The sequence below is a fragment of the Pseudomonas sp. TE12508 genome, assembly GCF_056279485.1.
Genome location: NZ_JBWCCN010000029.1, coordinates 44,980 through 62,323, shown reverse-complemented (window position 1 = coordinate 62,323; position 17,344 = coordinate 44,980). Strand labels below are relative to the sequence as shown.

Sequence of the window (17,344 nt, the reverse complement as noted above, 5' to 3'; positions counted from 1 at the left end):
GGGTTTCCCCATGTGAGAGTAGGTCATCGTCAAGATTAAATTCCGAAACCCCTATCTGCGTATGCAGGTAGGGGTTTTGTTTTGCCCGCAGGAAAAGAGCACTCTGGCGACAATACAAAATTGCACAGTTATTTTCGAGTCAGGACACTAGAATAGGTCCAACTTATTTGGAGCCAGAGCCTTTATGCCAGATCCGGTTGACGCCCCAGGGCTGTCAGATTTACCGCTGGACGACTTGGTAGCGTGTCATGAGTGCGACTTGCTGATGCGCAAGCCTGAGCTTGCTCATGGTGAGAAAGCCATCTGTGTACGCTGCGGTTATGAGCTGTATGCCCATCGACACAATGTCGTGCAGCGCAGTCTCGCCTTGGTCATTGCCGCGCTGTTGTTGTTCATCCCGGCGAACTTTTTACCCATCATGCAGCTCCATCTACTCGGACAGTCGTCGCACGATACTGTCTGGAGTGGCGTTGTCGGTCTGTTCGATACCGGTATGCGAGGCGTAGCGGCAGTGGTATTCCTTTGCAGCATGGGGATTCCGCTGCTCAAGCTGCTTTGCCAGCTGTTCGTGTTGCTGAGTATTCGCTTCGATATCGGACGCAGTTATGGCCTGCTGCTCTACCGCATTTATCACCATCTACGGGACTGGGGGATGCTCGAGGTTTACCTCATGGGCGTACTGGTTGCGATCGTCAAATTGGCCGATATGGCGGCGATCACCGTAGGTCTTGGTCTGGTGTGCTTCATCAGTTTGTTGTTGGTTCAGGTCTGGCTGGAAGTAGTGATGTCACCGCACCAGATCTGGCAGGCTCTATCAGGAGAGGATGCCCATGCGGGCGATTGATGCAGGCATTTTGATTTGTGCCGAATGCCACGAATTGAATAAACAGGAAGCCGATACCGACGAGCAGGTTTGCACTCGCTGCGGTGCGCTGGTTCACGCCCGCCGCCCGAACAGTCTGATGCGTACTTGGGCGTTATTAATCACGGGCGCGATTCTCTACATCCCGGCCAATGTGCTACCGATCATGACCGTCAATTCCCTGGGGCAGGGCGATCCGAGCACCATTATGTCCGGTGTGATCCAGCTGGTTCAGCACGGCATGATTCCAATCGCCGCCGTGGTTTTTATCGCCAGCATTCTGGTTCCCACGTTCAAGCTGGTGGGCATCGCATTGCTGCTGTTTTCGGTGCAGCGCCGTCAGCCGCTCTCGGCACGCCAGCGAATTCTGATGTACCGCTTTATCGAGTTCATCGGCCGCTGGTCGATGCTGGATATCTTTGTAATCGCCATTCTGGTGGCGGTTGTGAATTTTGGACGGCTTGCCAGCATCGAAGCCAATCTTGGCGCCATCGCCTTCGCCAGTGTGGTGATTCTGACGATGCTTGCCGCAGTAACTTTCGATCCCCGACTGATTTGGGATAACACGGAGTCGGACGACGACCATGACTGATTTGCCTAAAGCGAAAACCCGACCGGCCTCGAACTGGTCAGCTATTTGGGTGTTGCCCCTGATCGCCTTGATCATCGGCGGCTGGCTCGGCTGGCGTGCCTACAGCGAGACGGGCATCGAGATTCAGGTGCGCTTCGAAAGTGGCGAAGGCATTCAGGCCAACAAGACCGAAGTTGTCTACAAAGGCATGTCGGTCGGCAAGGTGAAAGCCCTCAAACTCGATGACGAAGGCAGCTCCAAAGGAGTGATCGCTACCATCGAGATGAACAAGGACGTGGAGCAATACCTCAAGACCAGCACGCGGTTCTGGCTGGTCAAACCGAGCGTGAGTCTGGCCGGTATCACGGGCCTGGAGACGCTGGTCTCGGGTAACTATGTGGCCGTTAGCCCAGGCGAAGGCGAGCCGACCCGCAAGTTCAAAGCCCTGGCCCAGGAGCCTCCGCTATCGGACGCGCAACCCGGCCTGCACTTGACCATCAAGGCTGATCGCCTCGGCTCGCTGAATCGCGGCAGCCCGGTGTTCTACAAGCAGATCCAGGTCGGTCAGATCAAAAGCTACGTGCTGTCCGCAGACCAGAATACTGTCGAACTCAAAGTCTTCATCGAGCCGACCTACGCCAGCCTGGTGCGTAAACACACGCGTTTCTGGAATGCCAGCGGCATCAGTATCGACGCCAACCTTTCTGGTGTGAAAGTACGTAGCGAGTCCCTCGCCAGCATCGTCGCTGGTGGTATTGCATTTGCCACTCCGGAAAATCGCAAGGACAGCCCGCCTACCGATCCAAGCCTGCCGTTCCGTCTCTATGAGGATTTCGACGCGGCGGCAGCCGGTATTCGGGTCAAGGTCAAACTCAGTGATTTCGAAGGCCTGCAGTCCGGTCGTACGCCGGTGATGTACAAAGGCATCCAGGTCGGCAATTTGAAAACGCTCAAGGTCGATCCGGACCTGTCCAGTGCGACCGCCGAGTTGACTCTCGACCCGCTGGCCGAGGACTATCTGGTCACCGGCACTCAGTTCTGGGTGGTAAAACCATCGATTTCGCTCGCCGGTATTACAGGCCTGGAAGCGCTGGTCAAAGGCAACTACATTGCCGTGCGCCCAGGCGACAAGGGCGGTGCGCCGCAGCGCGAGTTCGAAGCACGACCCAAGGCGCCGCCGCTGGATCTGCGTTCGCCCGGCCTGCATTTGGTGTTGTTCACCGACAACCTTGGTTCTCTGGAAGTCGGCAGTCCGATTCTCTACAAACAGGTCAAGGTCGGTTCGGTTCAAAGCTATCAATTCTCCCGCACCAAAAAGCAGCTGGTGATCGGGGTGCATATCGAGAAGGAATACGAAGGGCTGGTCAACGCCTCGACGCGTTTCTGGAATGCCAGCGGCATTACGCTCACCGGTGGATTAACCGGCGGCATCCAGGTCAAAAGTGAGTCGTTGCAGAGCCTGATGGCCGGTGGCATCGCCTTCGAAACCCCGGAAGCCAAAGCGCCGTTGCAAAAGCGTATTCCGCGCTTCCGCCTGCATGCCAACCATGATGAGGCAACGCAGAAAGGCACTATGGTGACGATCAAGGTCGATCGCGCCGATGGCCTGCGAAGTGGCACGCCGGTTCGATTCAAAGGCCTGGACGTTGGCAAGATTGAGGACGTCGACCTAAGTGATGACCTTCAATCAGTACTGCTGGCCGCGCGGATCACCGAAGTGCCGGAGCGTATCGCTCGGGTCGGCAGTCAGTTCTGGGTGGTTAAACCTGAGCTCGGTCTGATTAAAACCTCGAACCTCGACACTTTGGTCACCGGGCAATACATCGAAGTACAACCGGCGCCGAAGAACCTCGGCCCACAGAAGACTTTCGTGGCCTTGACCAATCCTCCGGAAATCGCCAAGGAAGAGGCTGGTTTAAGCCTGGTGTTGAGCGCTGCTCGTCGGGGTTCGCTGAAGACAGGCGTCCCCGTCACCTATCGCGAAATCACGGTAGGCAAGGTGACCGGCTATGAACTGGGCCAGACGGCTGATCGTGTGTTGGTGCACATCCTGATCGAACCGAAGTATGCGCCGCTGGTGCGCAGTGGCACGCGGTTCTGGAACACCAGTGGTTTTGGTTTTGACTACGGCTTGTTCAAAGGCGCGACAATACGCACCGAATCGCTGGAGACGCTGGTCCAGGGCGGCATTGCGTTTGCCACACCGGATGGCGATCGCATGGGTGTTCCGGCGCGGGCTGAGCAAACCTTTCCATTGTTCGACCAGTTCGAAGATGAGTGGCTGACCTGGGCGCCGAAGATTTCGATCGGTAAATAATCCAGGTTGATTGGGCGTCTGAGAAGGCGCCTTCGCGGGCAAGCCCGCTCCCACAGTGATCGGTTGCGTACCCAAAATCCGGGTTCAGTACAAAACCCTGTGGGAGCGGGCTTGCCCGCGAATAGGTCTTCAAGTCCACTCAAAATTTCAAGAATGTACCCACAAATAAAAAGGCCGCGATCCATTGGATCGCGGCCTTTTTGTTGGCTTGGATTAAGTCAAATCAGACCGCATCCAGCTCTGGCTCATCAGCTTGTACAACAACGGTTGCCTTCACTTCATCGTGACGACGGATGTACTTCCAGTCCGCCTCGTCGATGTAAATGCCGTTCGGGCCGCTGCCGCCTTCCAGGTCGATGGCGACACTGGCGCAAACTTGCGGCTTCACACTCGCCAGAATCGGCACGAAGCCCAATTGCAGGCTGGTTTCCAGCAGTGCTGCCTGGTTCTTCTCGTCGATGTCCGCCGCTTCGTCGAGGTAGTACGGCAGGCGTACGCGACCGGCCTGGTCGCGGTCCATCAAGTGCAGCAACAAGTACATGTTGGTCAGTGCCTTGATGGTCATGGTGGTGCCGTTGGACGCCGCGCCGTCGATGTCGGTGTGGATCACCGGCTGACCGTTGACCTTGGTGATCTCGAACGCCAGCTCGAACAGATCCTTGAGGCCGAGCTGGTTGTGGTTTGCCGCCACCAGCCGCGCCAGGTATTCCTTGGCCTCTTCGTTCTTGTTGTCTTGATCGGCGCTTTGGCTCAGGTCGAAGACGGAAAGGGTTTCACCTTCTTCGTACTGACCGGCGCTGTGGATGATCTGGTCAATGTGCTTGAGCGCTTCCTTGTTCGGCGCGAGCACGATGCGGAAGCTTTGCAGGTTGGAGACCTGACGCTTGTTGATCTCGCGGTTGAACAGCGCCAGTTGATGTTCGAGGCTGTCATAGTCGCTGCGAATGTTACGCAGGGTCCGGGCGATGTCGGTGACGGCTGCACGACGGGCCTTGCCGAGAGTCAGGGCTTCGTCGGTGCGGTGTGCGTACGCGTTGATCAGCAGCTGCAGGCGACGCTCCATATCGTCTTCGCTGTCGAACTTGGCCACGCCTTTCAGGCGAACCTGAGCATAGAGCGCGTCGATCTGCCCGTCGCTGCGCAGCAGGCCTTGCCAGCTGTCCTGATAGTCGTTGAGCAACGGCAGCAGGTTGTCCATGGAGTCGTCGACCGGGTCCATGAACGGCGTGCCGAATGGCAGGTTCGCCGGCAACAGCTGACGACGGCGCAGGGCGTCGTCGAGGGTGCGTTGCTTGGCTTCCATATCGCCGATCTGCCGGCCGACCAGTTGCAGCTTGGCCGACAGTTGCTGGACGCGCTCGGTGAAGGCATCGCTGGAACGCTTCAATTCGTCCTGAGCAGCTTCCATCTGCGCCAACTGCTCAAGCTTGTCGCCTTCCTCGGCGCTCAGGGTTTGCGCGCGGCGGAAATCTTCCAGGGCTTTCTGCGCATCCAGCACTTGCTGGTACAGCGCTTCAGTCTGGGTCTTGCTGGCCGCGCGGTCGGCTGCCACGGCAGCTTGAGTTTTCAGCTGCTTGAGTTCTTTTTCCAGGCGGTCTTTCTGATCGCGCAGCGCCGCGCGGTCAGCCAGGGCTTGCAGCGCTGGCGGCTCAATGTGCGAGATGTCGATGGACAGGCCCGGCACTTCGAAGCGCTCGCCTTTGAAGCCATCAAGAATCAGTTCCATGGATTTGACCCACTGACCGTCCTCGTCCAGCGTAATGCCGTGTTCACCCAGTGGCAGGCTGAACAACGCGCTGTTGAACAGGCGCATCAGGCGCTCGACGTCCTGTTGTGAGAACTCTTCGCGCAGACGGGCGTAGCTGTTGTTGTCGGCGTGATCGAGTTGTTGCTTGACCGACTTCAGGCGTTTTTCCAGATCGCGTAGACGCTCTTCGAGGTCTTCGGCACTGAACTGGCGAGACTGGGCCAGTGCACCGGCCAGTTCGTCGTGCGCGTCTTTGGCGGCGAGCAGTTGCTGCTCGAGGACTTTGACGTCATCGACCAGCGCGAAGCGATGCTTGAGCACCGACAACTCGCCGAGCCAGCGCTGGATGCCGGTGATTTCCCGCTCCAGACGCATCAGCTCCTGAGTGCCGCCGCGTTGATCGTTTTGCAGCGCGTCCTGCTCGTTGCGATAGTGCTCGGCCTGAATCGTCAGCTCTTCCTTGCGCGCACTGGCGTAGTCCGACCAGGTGCCGAGCAGAGAGTCGAGCAGCGGCGACAGGCGATGCAGTTTGCCGCGCAGGATATTGCGCTGGGCCACGCCTGCGGCCAGCGCTTCAACCAGCGGGCCGGCGGTAACCAGCGAGTTGTAGTCCTGCTCCATGCGACGAACATCGCGGAAGGCTTCTTCGCACGCGGCGATGTAGTCGACGCTGCCGGAACGCAGGCTGTGTTCGAAGGCATCGAGGAACAACTGCTTGAGTTTGGCCGCGGTGATTTCGCGCATGTGCAGCAAGTTGATGAACAGGGCGCGGAAGGTCTTCAGGCTCTGCTCGCTGGTGGAGCGCAGCGGGATCAGCGTCAGGTCCAGCGGAATCGAGGTGTGACCGCCCACCAACAAACGACGCAGTTCATCCGGCTTGAGTTCATAGGCTTTCAGGCCTTCGCGCTCAAGGTTGGTGAACAGCTCTTTTTGCCGCAGGCAGGTGTCGTCTTTCTGGTAATGGGCCAGATCGAGTTTGCCGGCGTAGGCAAAGAACTGGTGACCGAAACCGCCGCCCGGGCCGCGTCCGACCACGCCGATTACGTGCGGGCCGTGGGGCAGGGAGACTTCCACCAGGATGTAACTGGTGTCCGAGGCGAAGTAGAAGCGTCGGGATTGTTCCAGGCTGTACTTGCCGAAACTCATGTCCGACATGCGCGCCAGAATCGGGAACTGCAATGCGTTGATCGATGCGGATTTACCGAGGTTGTTCGCCCCGTAAACCGACAACGGCTCTTCCAGCGGGAACAGGCCGAGGCTGTAACCGGCGGTGTTCAAAAGGGCAAAGCGGCGAATGCCGTAGCGTTCCTTGCTCATGCGTCGGTCTCCTGTTCTTCGGCAATGGCGCGGGCCATGGCGTCTTCTTCGCTTTCTTCAGCGAAGTCACTCAGATCCAGCGGGTCGTCTGTTTGCAGCAGCTTCTCGTCGCTGTCGTCATCGATAAGCACCGGGACCGGCAATGGCAACACGCTGTGCAGGCTGGCCGCCAGATCGCGGTCCTGCTGAACCGAGAGGCAAACGTCGAGGAAACGGTGCATCGGCGGCAGGAAACGATAGATGCCGGGCTCTTCGCTGGCGAAACCGAGCTGGGTCATGCGGCGCATGATCTTTTCTTCCAGTTCGTCCTGAGTCTGGACCTCGGCCTGGATGAACAGGTCGCGGTACTTTTCCAGAAGCGATGGCAGTTCATCACGACCGAGACTGCCGCCGTCGAGCACGGAGATCGGGTCGCGGCCCTGGTCGGCCAGATGCTCGACGAGGATGAAGGTGAACAGCGCCAGACGTTGTGCGGTCTTGTTTACTGCCGCCGCAGCCAGGTCCGGAACGAAGTAATAGAAACCACGGGTGTCGCAGACCAGTTCAAAGCCCAGCGCCTTGAACAACGTACGGTACTGGTCCTGGAAGTTCGACAGTTGCGCGTACAGCTCCGGGTCGCGGCGGCTGACGTGGTAGCCCTTGAACAGCTCGCGAAAGATCGGCGCCAGCTGGGACAGTTCGGATAGATCAAGATGCATGTGGGATGCTCGCAGAATCCTCGGCGGCGGTGTCGCCGGCCGAGAGCAGGGCGAAGGAGCGCAGGCTGACCTGATGCTCGTGAGTGTGGTAATCGCGGCGTTCCAGACGCTCGCGTTTGAAGCGCTTTTCCCGCGACAGGCGCGAGAACCAGTACAGCAATTCGTCGGTAGCGCCGTCCGGCTCCTGCTCCAGCAGCCAGGTCATCAGGTCCGGCATCGGCAGGGCGTCTTCGCAGCGCTCGAGCATTTCGCGAACCGTGCGTGGCGCGCGCGGGGCTTCGCCTTTCTGGGTCTTGTGCGCCTTGGGGAAACGCGCCGGTTTTGGTTCGAAACGGGCCAAGGCGTACACGTAGGCTTCGACTTGACTGGCGCTCCCGAGGAAGGTGCTTTGCGGCCGGGTGAACATCGGCATCGCGGCTTGCGGTACCGCATCGATGCCTTTACGACGAATGGCCGACAAGGCCAGCGCCGCGCCACGGGTCACGGCGTTGTGCCGGCGGGCTTCTTCACGCAGCGGCAGCAGCAGTTCACGGGCATGACGCAGCGTCAGTTGGGCGCTGGTCTGCATTTCGAGGATGCGTGCGTGAGTGCGCAGCAGCATGTCGTCGTCAACCAGATGGCCGAGGCGCTGCTGTTCGGAGAGCATCTTCAGCAGGACCGTTTCGACCTTGCGCACGCCTTGTTCGAAGGCGCCGTCGGCGTTCACCAGTTCAATCATCGGCTCGACGTATTCGTCCCATGTCGCCAGCACTTCAGCGTAGCGCTGACGCAGCGGGATCTGCCGATCGCTGGTTTTCGCCCGTTCGGCGACGGCCACCAACGCCTGTTCGTCGTTGTCGAGTTTTTTCAGCACATCGCGCACGCGCATGTCGAGCAGGCGCAACTGGCGCGCCAGATCATTGCCGTCGCGAATGTCGAAGGCGTCCTGAATGTAACCGGCCAGGCGCTCGAGATGGCGCAAATAGGCTTCGATTTCCAGGCACAGGCCCAGACGGTGCTCACGGCGCAGGTAAGCGAGGAAATCGTGGATCTGCGCGTTGAGCTCGAAACGGTTCGGGCTTTTCGCCACGGGAACCAGAATGTCGAGGCGGATCCACACGTCCAGCAGGCTGGTGATGTCCTGCGGCGTACTGTCGAGTTGCTGGGCGGCCAACTGTGAACGCAATTCGTTGAGGCTCAGGGTGCCTTGGTCGAAGTGCTCGCACAGTGGCTCCAGAAGTGCCCAGTGTTCAGCGAGGGCGCGCAAGACGCGCTTGGGTTCGATCATCGGAATGGCCGGCTGGTTGGCGATTAAAAGTCGCGATTGTACTGCATCACGCCCGTTGCGATTCACTCTCGGGACGGACAGTTGGCTTTCTATCGATCAAGCGTGGGCGATCTTGAGCGAAGGGCGGTAGAATCACCGCACTTTAGTTATCCACAAGTGGCCGACCTTTGCTTATCGAGTCCCGTCGCCGCGCTTATTTGACCGCCATGCAGGTGGTCAACTGGCTGCCGCGCACCGAATTGCCCTTTGCTGCGCCCTCGCGCCCCGAACTGCTGGAGATGTCCGAGCCATTGGTCATCACTCCGGTTGCGCCGGCTCCTGTGGCCGAGGCACCGATGGAGCCCGTGGTCAAACCGGCCGAGCGGGTGAAAATCGAAGTGCCACGGCCATCGTTGGCCAGCACCCGTACGAACGCCAAGGTCGAAGAAGAGGAGGCCCCGGTCGCGGTCAAGGCGCCGGTCGTGCCGCCACCGCGTTTCGCCCTTCAATTGCTGCGCGCAGGTCGTTGCCTGTTGCTGGTGGAGTTACCCACAGGCGAAAGCTTCCAGACCCGCGATCCGGCCTATCTGTTGCTCAAGGATATGCTGCGCGCCGCCGGCCTGCCGGACAGCCCGCAGATCGTCGGCGAGCCGGTGCGCTGGCCGCTGCTGGCTCGCGGCACCATGGATCAGGGGCCGGAAGCGGCTCGGGATTTCGTACAAGGCTTTCTGTCAGCCCGTCTGGAAGACGCTCCATGCGTCTGCTTGTGGCTGATCGGCTTGCCGGCGGTGCGTTTTGCCGGTGAGGCCAACGCCGAGTCCTTCAACCGTGAACTTCAGGTCGAAGGCCTGGGGTCGGTCTGGGCCCTGCCGGGTCTGGAATTATTAATGGAAGAGCCACAGCGTAAGGCTGATGTCTGGCAAGCCATGCGTCGGCTGATGGCGCGCTGGAAAGAATCGAATGAGTGACGCTGTATCGTTCCGCCCGATGACCGAGGCGGACCTGGACACTGTACTGAAAATTGAATACGCGGCTTACAGCCACCCCTGGACCCGCGGGATTTTTCTCGATGGCCTGGGCAAGTACCAGATTTGGCTGATGTTCGAAGGGCAGCAGCAGGTCGGTCATGGCGTGGTGCAGATCATTCTCGACGAGGCGCATTTGCTGAACATCACCGTCAAACCTGAAAATCAGGGCCGAGGCCTGGGTTTGACGCTGCTGGAGCACTTGATGTCGATTGCCTACAAGGCAGAGGCGCGGGAATGTTTTCTGGAGGTGCGCGACAGCAACCGGGCGGCGTTTCGGTTGTATGAGCGGTATGGATTCAACGAAATCGGACGTCGGCGCGATTACTACCCCGCTGTTGGCGGGCGTGAAGATGCGGTCGTCATGGCCTGCACCTTGGTTGACTGACACATCTGTAGGACCTGCCGAAGGCTGCGATCTTTTGATCTTTCCATGTCGCGGCAATAAAAGATCAAAAGATCGCAGCCTTCGGCAGCTCCTGCGTTGGAATCTGGTCAAATCTGTAGATCAACGCTTGCCATCCATTGGATCGCGCTGCGCCATCTCTGCTTCGTCCAACCCATTGCCCCCGCCGATGTCGTCCTCATCGACAATGCTCAAATCCCAATCCGCCTGGCCGCCTTCACCCTCTTCGTGGGCGTCCCGTGCGCCGTCTTCACGGATCAAGGTTTCCGGGCTCATGTCATCGTCGGTGGATTCATGGTCATCGGTCGAGCCGCCGGTCATGCCAGCTTCACGGACACGTTCGTCGGGGATTTTCTGCGCACGCTCGCGTTCGGGGATCAGGTCGCCGATTCTGGTGCCTGGTTCTTCCTCGTCGAAATTCAGCTCATGCACTGAACCCATGCGGTCTTCGTTGTCATCGATGGGCTCGGGTTGCGCCTTATCGAACGGACGTCGTGAATCAGTCATGGCATTCCCTCATACTGTAGGCCTTACTACAGTTGACCCACTGGGCTTGCGAGAATTCCACCGGCAGGGAACGTCGGCTCGCCGTTATAGGCATCAGGGCATCAGGGGGGTATCTGCATCGCGCGCGTGACCCCGACAGGCGGTTGTCTGTCAAAGCTACGCATCATTCTTGAGGCTTCATTGCATGAACGAATTACAAGATCTGATTGATAACAATGAGCGCTGGGCCGACGCGATCACCCAGGAAGATCCTGATTTCTTCGCCAAACTGGCCCGTCAACAAACCCCGGAATACCTGTGGATCGGTTGCTCCGATGCCCGCGTGCCGGCCAATGAAATCGTTGGCATGCTGCCGGGCGATCTGTTCGTGCACCGCAACGTGGCCAACGTTGTATTGCACACCGACCTCAACTGCCTGTCGGTGATTCAGTACGCGGTCGACGTACTCAAAGTCAAACACATCCTGGTCACTGGCCACTATGGCTGCGGCGGTGTACGCGCCTCGATGCAGGACCGTCAGTTGGGCCTGATCGACGGTTGGTTGCGCTCGATTCGCGATCTCTATTATGAAAAGCGCGACGAACTGGCCAAGTTGTCCACCGAAGAAGAGCGGGTCGACCGCCTTTGCGAGCTCAACGTGATCCAGCAGGTGGCCAACGTCGGTCATACCAGCATTGTGCAAAACGCCTGGCACCGCGGTCAGAGCCTGTCGGTCCATGGTTGCATCTATGGCATCAAGGATGGACGCTGGAAAAGCCTGAATGCCACCATCAGCGGTTTCGAACAGTTGCCACCGCAGTACCGTTTGCGTCCGGTCGAAACGTTGTAGGAGCCTTTCAGCTGGAACTTCGTCGACGCCAGTGTTGAAAAAACTGTTCTCCATTGGCGTTCGGCGACTCGTCATAGCCGATGATCCAGCCACGGCAGCAGGGACAACCGCAGCGGCAAGCGAACTGCCGCTGCAGTTTGTCTTCTGTCGCGGCGAAATCCATCGTCAGTCGATCACCTTTTTTGATGTCCTTGAGTGCCCATAACCACAGCTCGCTCATGTCGAGAAAGACGTTGGGATCGCAGGAGTGGCTCAGCAGGCCGCAGAAGCGCGGATCGTAGAGGTGGATTCCTGGCGCCAGTTGCCGAGTGTGTCGGCAGCGATAGGGCAGCAAATGTCCGGAAACCCGGCAGATTCGGCTGATGCGCGAGAACTCGCGCAGTGCCACGACAGCCACTGCCAATCCCTGAGCGTTGTAGATGATTTCAAAGTCGTCTTTGGAGGGGAACCCAAGACGAAGGGGCAATTCTACAAACGGATAGATGCCATTCGATGGCGGTGGGGGTATTGCCTGTTCTGCATGAGCTCTCATAACAATCCTTGTCAGGCGAGTGCTACGACCGCCGTCTACTGACATCCTGTCAGCCCTGCAGCACATGGTATGCCCCAAGATTCTCGCAAATGAAACAATCAGTCTACTGTCAAATATGACAGGCGAAAAAGGCTCTTTTCCGCGTCAGCCATGGCTCACGCGAGAAAGAGCTTTATCGTTTTACAAGTGTGGAGCAGGGGCGGAGGAGGTCACAAGGGCTGGACTCTTCAACTGTTTCAACTGAGATTTGACCTGCGCTGTCGAGCACTTGGCCACGGCCTGTTCAGGCGTCAGGTTGCGGATCGAGGTGTAGAACAGTTCGCAGGTTTTTTCTTTCTGGGTCACTTGCCAGGTCTGAGTACAGCTTTTCAGCTGAACGGTAGGGTCAGTGCCCGGTTTGCTGCCCATCCCGGCCTGCCAGCACGCGGCGCTTAAATCCTGCCCCATGACTTTCAGCCCCGCAGCATCGGCCTTGGCCTGGGCATCGCTGCCGCTATAGGCCTCGGGATCGGCGGCGTACCAGATGTAGCTCGGGTGGTTGGAACCCAGTACGGGTACTTTCACACCCTCGCTCGGGCTGATGGTTGCCAGGCCCAGCACGTCTACGGTCGGCCCATATTGTTGCTTGATCCAGTTACGTACCGGTGCGCCGAAGGCGACCATTGGCAATGCTGCGCCGCTGGCGTTCTGGCTGACTTCCTTGACCATGGTGGTCTGGTAATCCTTGAAGTAGTCATAGACGCCTTCAAGGTCCTTGCCGGCGCTGGACGGCGCGGCAATCGGCGCGATGTCGATGATGGTCTGATAGCCCGGTGTCTGGTCGGCGGGAATGCCGTTGTTCGTCAGCAGCGTGGCCCAACGGTCGGTGGTCTTGGACTCCAGGTAATCCTGGGCCTGGGTCAGGGAATAATCCGGCGGGAAGTGCAGCAGTTCGACGCTTTTGCGGTTTTCCAGCGCCATTCCCAGCGGAAGGAACAAGTACCAGTTATAGGTCCATTTGCCATCGGCACTCAGTTTGCTGGCGCCGTTGTAAGCCAAATCCCCAGCCTGGAGCAATGCGGTCAGTGGTTTGTCATAGCCTTTGGGTACACCGCTGATATTGGCGTAGAGCTGATTGTTGTCGGTCTTTACCAGAACTTTTGCGGTTTTGTAGCCATCGCGCTGTACGCTTTGGGTCAGGTAATGCTCGACGGTCTGCTCCAGCGTCCAGTTGCGATAGCAGATGACGTTGCAGTTGTTGGGGTAGGAGAACAGCCGGGTGACCCGTTCGGTACTGCCCAGATTCAGATCGACATCGGCGTGGACGGCGGTACTCAGGGTGAGTGCGGCCAGGGTGAGTCCTGCGAGTTTTAACATGCTCAGATCCTTTTCAGCGTGAGCCCTCGGAGGCGGGGCGAGTACATACTGAAACTACTTGTGTCGAACGGTCCAGTACCCACATGAAAAGATCGCCAGTCTGAGAGCATCCTTCATCCGCGAAAGCATCTTTCGTCGGGGCGCTGGCAGTGAGGGATGGAAGAGTGGGCCAGTGCTGACGTTGTTTTGGGTGTTTGGGACCAGGGTCTGATGGGTTGTCCACAAGCGCATTTGCGTAGACCATGGGCGCCTTGGTTTTTTGCCTGCCAGAGTTTTTTGCCATGACTGCCAACACCGACGCGCGCCCGACGCCCTTCACCCGCTCGGACTACAAAACATTGGGGCTAGCAGCCCTTGGCGGTGCGCTGGAAATCTACGACTTCATCATTTTCGTATTTTTCGCGCTGACCCTCAGCCAATTGTTCTTCCCACCCGAAATGCCCGAATGGCTGCGCCTGCTGCAAAGCTTCGGGATTTTCGTTACCGGCTACCTGGCGCGTCCGTTGGGTGGAATCCTGATGGCGCATTTCGCCGATCGACTGGGGCGTAAGAAGGTTTTCAGCCTGAGCATCTTGATGATGGCGTTGCCATGTCTGCTGATCGGGATCATGCCGACCTACGCCCAGATCGGCTATTTCGCACCGCTGTTGCTGTTGGCCCTGAGGGTCCTGCAAGGCGCAGCGGTGGGCGGTGAAGTGCCGAGCGCCTGGGTGTTCGTGGCCGAGCATGCACCGGTCGGGCATCGCGGCTATGCCCTCGGTTTCCTACAGGCGGGGCTGACTTTCGGCTACTTGATCGGAGCCCTGACGGCGACATTTCTGGCTCAGACGTTCACCCCGACGGAAATCCTTGATTACGCCTGGCGCTACCCGTTTCTGCTGGGCGGTGTGTTTGGCGTCATCGGTGTGTGGCTGCGTCGCTGGCTCAGCGAAACCCCGGTATTCATGGCGATGCAGGCCCAGCGCGAGGCTACTGTAGAACTGCCGCTGCGCACGGTCCTGCGGGAGCACCGCCTGGCGATGCTGCCGGCGATGATCCTCACCTGCGTGCTGACCTCGGCCGTGGTGGTGTTCGTGGTCATTACCCCGACCATGATGCAAAAAACCTTCGGCATGACCGCCAGTCATACCTTCGCCCTGAGTGCCTTGGGCATCGTGTTTCTGAACATCGGCTGTGTTCTCGCGGGGCTGCTTGTCGATCGCATCGGCGCTTGGCGCACGGTGATGCTGTATAGCCTGCTGCTGCCTCTGGGTATTGGCGTGCTCTACACCTGCCTGATCATTGAAGGCCAGTGGCTCGGTCTGGCCTATGCAGTGGCAGGCCTCTCTTGCGGGGTCGTCGGCGCAGTGCCGTCGGTGATGGTCAGCCTGTTTCCGGCGCGGATTCGCGTCTCGGGGATTTCCTTTACCTACAACATTGCCTACGCCGCCTGGGCCAGCGTCACACCGCTGTTGTTGATCGGTCTGATGCCGTGGAGTCCGTGGATTTGTGTGATTTTCTGCGCAGTGATGGGGGCGGTGGGCATCAGCAGTGCGGCGTACTTTGGCGCGCGAATACCGCGAATTGGGCGCTGTTCGGTAGCCGGCGCGGTATAAAGGTGTTCGTGTTGCCACTATTTTTGTAGGACAACCCTGAAACACTCTTCAGAAAATATCCCCAAAGCCGATGGCTAGGCTGTATGCAGCTTTTTATCCTTGTCCATCGGTGCTTCCCATGTTCAACAAACGCTTGAAGCAGGAGCTGTCGGCTCTTCGCGAAGAACTCTCCAGCCTTCAGCAAGTCAAGGAGAGCCTGGACAGCGAGATGCTGGTCCTGACCCTTGATTCCGATGGCAGGATTCAATCGGTCAACCAGAACTTCATGGGTGAAATGCTCTACAAGGGCAACGAACTGATCGGCCGACACATCGAAGACATCGTCCCGGTTCATGTGAAGTCGGACGAATTCCACCGTCGCTTCAAGACTGCGCTGACCCGTGGCGAGCATTTTGCCGGCACGGTTCGTTTATTGCGGGGCAATGGTGCCGAAGCCTGGTTGCGGTCGATCGTGCAGCCGGTGCGCTCCGCGGATGGCCGTATCAAACACTTCTCGATTTACTCCAGCGACCTGACCCGCACCATCGAGGCGTCTCGTGAACATGAGAACCTGATCGGCGCGCTAGTGCGCTCTACGGCGGTCATCGAGTTCGACCTCAATGGCAACGTGCTGACGGCCAACGAGCGGTTTCTCAACGGCATGGGTTACAGTCTGGCGCAGGTCCAGGGCAAACATCACCGCACCTTCTGTGAGCCAGAGGAATACAACAGCCCCGAGTATCAGAACTTCTGGCGCCGCTTGAACGCCGGCGAATTTGTGGCCGATCGTTTCAAGCGTATCGATAGCCACGGTCGCGTGGTCTGGCTGGAGGCTTCCTACAACCCAGTTGTCGACGCCAACAACAAGCTCTACAAAGTGGTCAAGTTCGCTACGGTGATAACCGATCAGGTCAATCAGGAGCAGGCCGTCGCCGAAGCGGCCAACATCGCCTACAGCACCTCGTTGCAAACCGACAGCAGCGCCCAGCGCGGTACCACCGTAGTGACTCAAGCGGTGGACGTCATGCGTGACTTGGCCAAACATATGCAAACTGCTGGCGAAGGCATCGAGGCGCTGAACGAGCAATCACTGGTGATCGGCACCATCGTCAAAACCATCAGTGGCATCGCCGAACAGACCAACCTGCTGGCGCTCAACGCGGCCATCGAAGCCGCTCGCGCCGGTGAGCAGGGTCGAGGTTTTGCCGTGGTGGCTGATGAAGTCCGGCAACTGGCCTCGCGAACCAGCCAGGCGACCGACGAAATTGTCGGCGTTGTGCGCCAGAACCAGGACATGGCGCGCAACGCCGTGGCCCTGATGACCGATGGCAAACTCCAGGCCGAACAGGGGCTGGCGCTGGCAGCGGAGGCGGGCACAGTGATCGTCGAAATCCAGGACGGGGCGCAGAAAGTGGTGAACGCGGTTGGGCAGTTTGCCAATCAGTTATCGACTTGATGCCCTGAATCCAAGTGTCGGTAGCCCTAAAAAAGATCAGGCCTGCTTCACTGGCTTGATTAGGCTTTCGGCTGGTATCCCAAATAGATCATGAAGCTTCCAGATCATCGGAAGCGTCAACGCACGCTTACCGTTGAGCACTTCATAAACCCGGTTTGTCCGGCCAATGGCAGGTGCCAGATCAGCCGCGGACAGACCGGACTGCTCCATGCGAAATTTGATAGCGTCGATCGGGGTGGGCAGATCGACAGGAAACTGCTTCGATTCATAGGCCTCGATGAGGGTAATCATGATCTCGAAGTAATCGCCTTCGGGAGTGCCCGGCTCAGGCTCATTGTTGAATAGTGCAGATACGCTTTTGAGGGCTGCACGATAGTCCGCGTCGGTGTGAATCGGATGAATGTTCATGGGGTATTCCATTTCGATGGTATCAGCGTCGATCCCATCGTATTGCTTGTGGGTGCCGACAAATTTTATGTATACGGCGCCGAAACGGTAGGCCACCGCGACGACTAGCCGAAAGTCATTGCCCTTGATGTTAAACACGACTCTGCGGCTTTTGAGAATGCTGGCGGTGGCAAAATGCGCCTTGATGTCAGCAGGCGTCCTCCAGTCCGCTTTCCTTGCTTCGTCAATCCAGGCCAGGAAAGGTTGTTCTGAGTCCGGGTATCTCTCCCAAAAATTTTTCAGGTGACTGATGGCGATAATTCTCATGGCGTGATCCTAGTCCCGTGGTGGGACTTGTGCAAGTTTGTGGCGAAGTAGCCGACATGTGGGGAGTAAATTCGCCTCCTGTAATCAGGCACTCCCGATAGCTGATCTGATGAGGTGGATGAACAGACGAGATAAGAGTGGTTTCCACACTCTATCCAAGGGAGAGCAATTTGAGGGTAGGAAAAGG

15 protein-coding genes and 2 pseudogenes are annotated in these 17,344 nt (G+C 58.4%); 9 read left to right on the top strand and 8 right to left on the bottom strand.

Annotated features, from left to right (window positions below):
• Nucleotides 1-184: 184 nt before the first annotated feature.
• From ACZ9IM_RS29285 to ACZ9IM_RS29275, 3 genes are read left to right on the top strand one after another with little or no spacing between them, the layout of a single operon-like run.
• The gene (locus ACZ9IM_RS29285; RefSeq protein WP_123501347.1) at nt 185-844 is read left to right on the top strand and encodes a paraquat-inducible protein A; all 660 of its coding nucleotides are present in this window, start codon (nt 185-187) and stop codon (nt 842-844) included.
• Nucleotides 831-1,454: a paraquat-inducible protein A gene (locus ACZ9IM_RS29280; RefSeq protein ID WP_007896874.1), complete on the top strand. Its 624-nt coding sequence runs from the start codon at nt 831-833 to the stop codon at nt 1,452-1,454. The genes ACZ9IM_RS29285 and ACZ9IM_RS29280 overlap by 14 nt, the downstream gene beginning before the upstream one ends.
• Nucleotides 1,447-3,750 carry a PqiB family protein gene (locus tag ACZ9IM_RS29275; protein ID WP_427627451.1) on the top strand — a complete coding sequence of 768 codons (2,304 nt, stop codon included), beginning with the start codon at nt 1,447-1,449 and terminating at the stop codon, nt 3,748-3,750. The genes ACZ9IM_RS29280 and ACZ9IM_RS29275 overlap by 8 nt, the downstream gene beginning before the upstream one ends.
• A 223-nt stretch (nt 3,751-3,973) precedes the next feature.
• Here the strand turns inward: ACZ9IM_RS29275 and mksF are convergent, their stop codons facing one another.
• Genes mksF through mksB form a run of 3 tightly spaced genes read right to left on the bottom strand, consistent with a single transcriptional unit; the run spans nt 3,974 to nt 8,779 of the window.
• Nucleotides 3,974-6,814 (bottom strand): Mks condensin complex protein MksF, encoded by a 2,841-nt coding sequence (gene mksF / locus ACZ9IM_RS29270; RefSeq protein ID WP_427627453.1) that lies wholly within the window; start codon nt 6,812-6,814, stop codon nt 3,974-3,976.
• The gene (mksE, locus tag ACZ9IM_RS29265) at nt 6,811-7,512 is read right to left on the bottom strand and encodes an Mks condensin complex protein MksE (protein WP_427627455.1); all 702 of its coding nucleotides are present in this window, start codon (nt 7,510-7,512) and stop codon (nt 6,811-6,813) included. Before mksE ends, mksF begins: the two co-directional genes overlap by 4 nt.
• Nucleotides 7,502-8,779: an Mks condensin complex protein MksB gene (gene mksB, locus ACZ9IM_RS29260; protein WP_427627457.1), complete on the bottom strand. Its 1,278-nt coding sequence runs from the start codon at nt 8,777-8,779 to the stop codon at nt 7,502-7,504. The genes mksE and mksB overlap by 11 nt, the downstream gene beginning before the upstream one ends.
• Nucleotides 8,780-8,985: 206 nt before the next feature.
• Here mksB and ACZ9IM_RS29255 point away from each other — a divergent pair, with 206 nt between their 5' ends.
• Both ACZ9IM_RS29255 and rimI read left to right on the top strand, forming a co-directional pair.
• Nucleotides 8,986-9,726: an energy transducer TonB gene (locus ACZ9IM_RS29255; protein ID WP_427627496.1), complete on the top strand. Its 741-nt coding sequence runs from the start codon at nt 8,986-8,988 to the stop codon at nt 9,724-9,726.
• Nucleotides 9,719-10,171, top strand: coding sequence for a ribosomal protein S18-alanine N-acetyltransferase (gene rimI, locus ACZ9IM_RS29250; protein WP_007896888.1), 453 nt, complete (start codon nt 9,719-9,721; stop codon nt 10,169-10,171). Before ACZ9IM_RS29255 ends, rimI begins: the two co-directional genes overlap by 8 nt.
• 120 nt (nt 10,172-10,291) lie before the next feature.
• Here rimI and ACZ9IM_RS29245 read toward each other — a convergent pair whose 3' ends face one another.
• Nucleotides 10,292-10,696: a serine kinase/phosphatase gene (locus tag ACZ9IM_RS29245; RefSeq protein ID WP_427627459.1), complete on the bottom strand. Its 405-nt coding sequence runs from the start codon at nt 10,694-10,696 to the stop codon at nt 10,292-10,294.
• Between the two features lie 184 nt (nt 10,697-10,880).
• Between ACZ9IM_RS29245 and can the strand changes: the two genes are divergently transcribed.
• Nucleotides 10,881-11,525, top strand: coding sequence for a carbonate dehydratase (gene can / locus ACZ9IM_RS29240; protein ID WP_007896890.1), 645 nt, complete (start codon nt 10,881-10,883; stop codon nt 11,523-11,525).
• Nucleotides 11,526-11,532: 7 nt separating this feature from the next.
• On the opposite strand, the gene ACZ9IM_RS29235 is transcribed toward can, so the two are convergent.
• Nucleotides 11,533-12,057 (bottom strand): SET domain-containing protein, encoded by a 525-nt coding sequence (locus ACZ9IM_RS29235; protein ID WP_427627461.1) that lies wholly within the window; start codon nt 12,055-12,057, stop codon nt 11,533-11,535.
• A gap of 180 nt (nt 12,058-12,237) precedes the next feature.
• Nucleotides 12,238-13,413, bottom strand: coding sequence for a hypothetical protein (locus tag ACZ9IM_RS29230; protein WP_427627463.1), 1,176 nt, complete (start codon nt 13,411-13,413; stop codon nt 12,238-12,240).
• Between the two features lie 281 nt (nt 13,414-13,694).
• Here ACZ9IM_RS29230 and ACZ9IM_RS29225 point away from each other — a divergent pair, with 281 nt between their 5' ends.
• From ACZ9IM_RS29225 to ACZ9IM_RS29215, 3 genes and pseudogenes are all read left to right on the top strand, one after another.
• Nucleotides 13,695-15,008 carry an MFS transporter gene (locus ACZ9IM_RS29225; protein WP_427627464.1) on the top strand — a complete coding sequence of 438 codons (1,314 nt, stop codon included), beginning with the start codon at nt 13,695-13,697 and terminating at the stop codon, nt 15,006-15,008.
• Nucleotides 15,009-15,078: 70 nt separating this feature from the next.
• Nucleotides 15,079-15,903 (top strand): annotated as a pseudogene (locus ACZ9IM_RS29220) (PAS domain-containing protein); the annotation flags it as partial.
• A 108-nt stretch (nt 15,904-16,011) separates the two neighbouring features.
• Nucleotides 16,012-16,443, top strand: coding sequence for a methyl-accepting chemotaxis protein (locus ACZ9IM_RS29215; protein ID WP_225602937.1), 432 nt, complete (start codon nt 16,012-16,014; stop codon nt 16,441-16,443).
• A 36-nt stretch (nt 16,444-16,479) separates the two neighbouring features.
• On the opposite strand, the gene ACZ9IM_RS29210 is transcribed toward ACZ9IM_RS29215, so the two are convergent.
• Together ACZ9IM_RS29210 and ACZ9IM_RS29205 are read right to left on the bottom strand one after the other, a co-directional pair.
• Nucleotides 16,480-16,851, bottom strand: coding sequence for a helix-turn-helix domain-containing protein (locus ACZ9IM_RS29210; RefSeq protein WP_427627498.1), 372 nt, complete (start codon nt 16,849-16,851; stop codon nt 16,480-16,482).
• A gap of 6 nt (nt 16,852-16,857) precedes the next feature.
• A pseudogene (locus ACZ9IM_RS29205) lies at nt 16,858-17,157 on the bottom strand (type II toxin-antitoxin system HigB family toxin); the annotation flags it as partial.
• Nucleotides 17,158-17,344 lie beyond the last annotated feature (187 nt).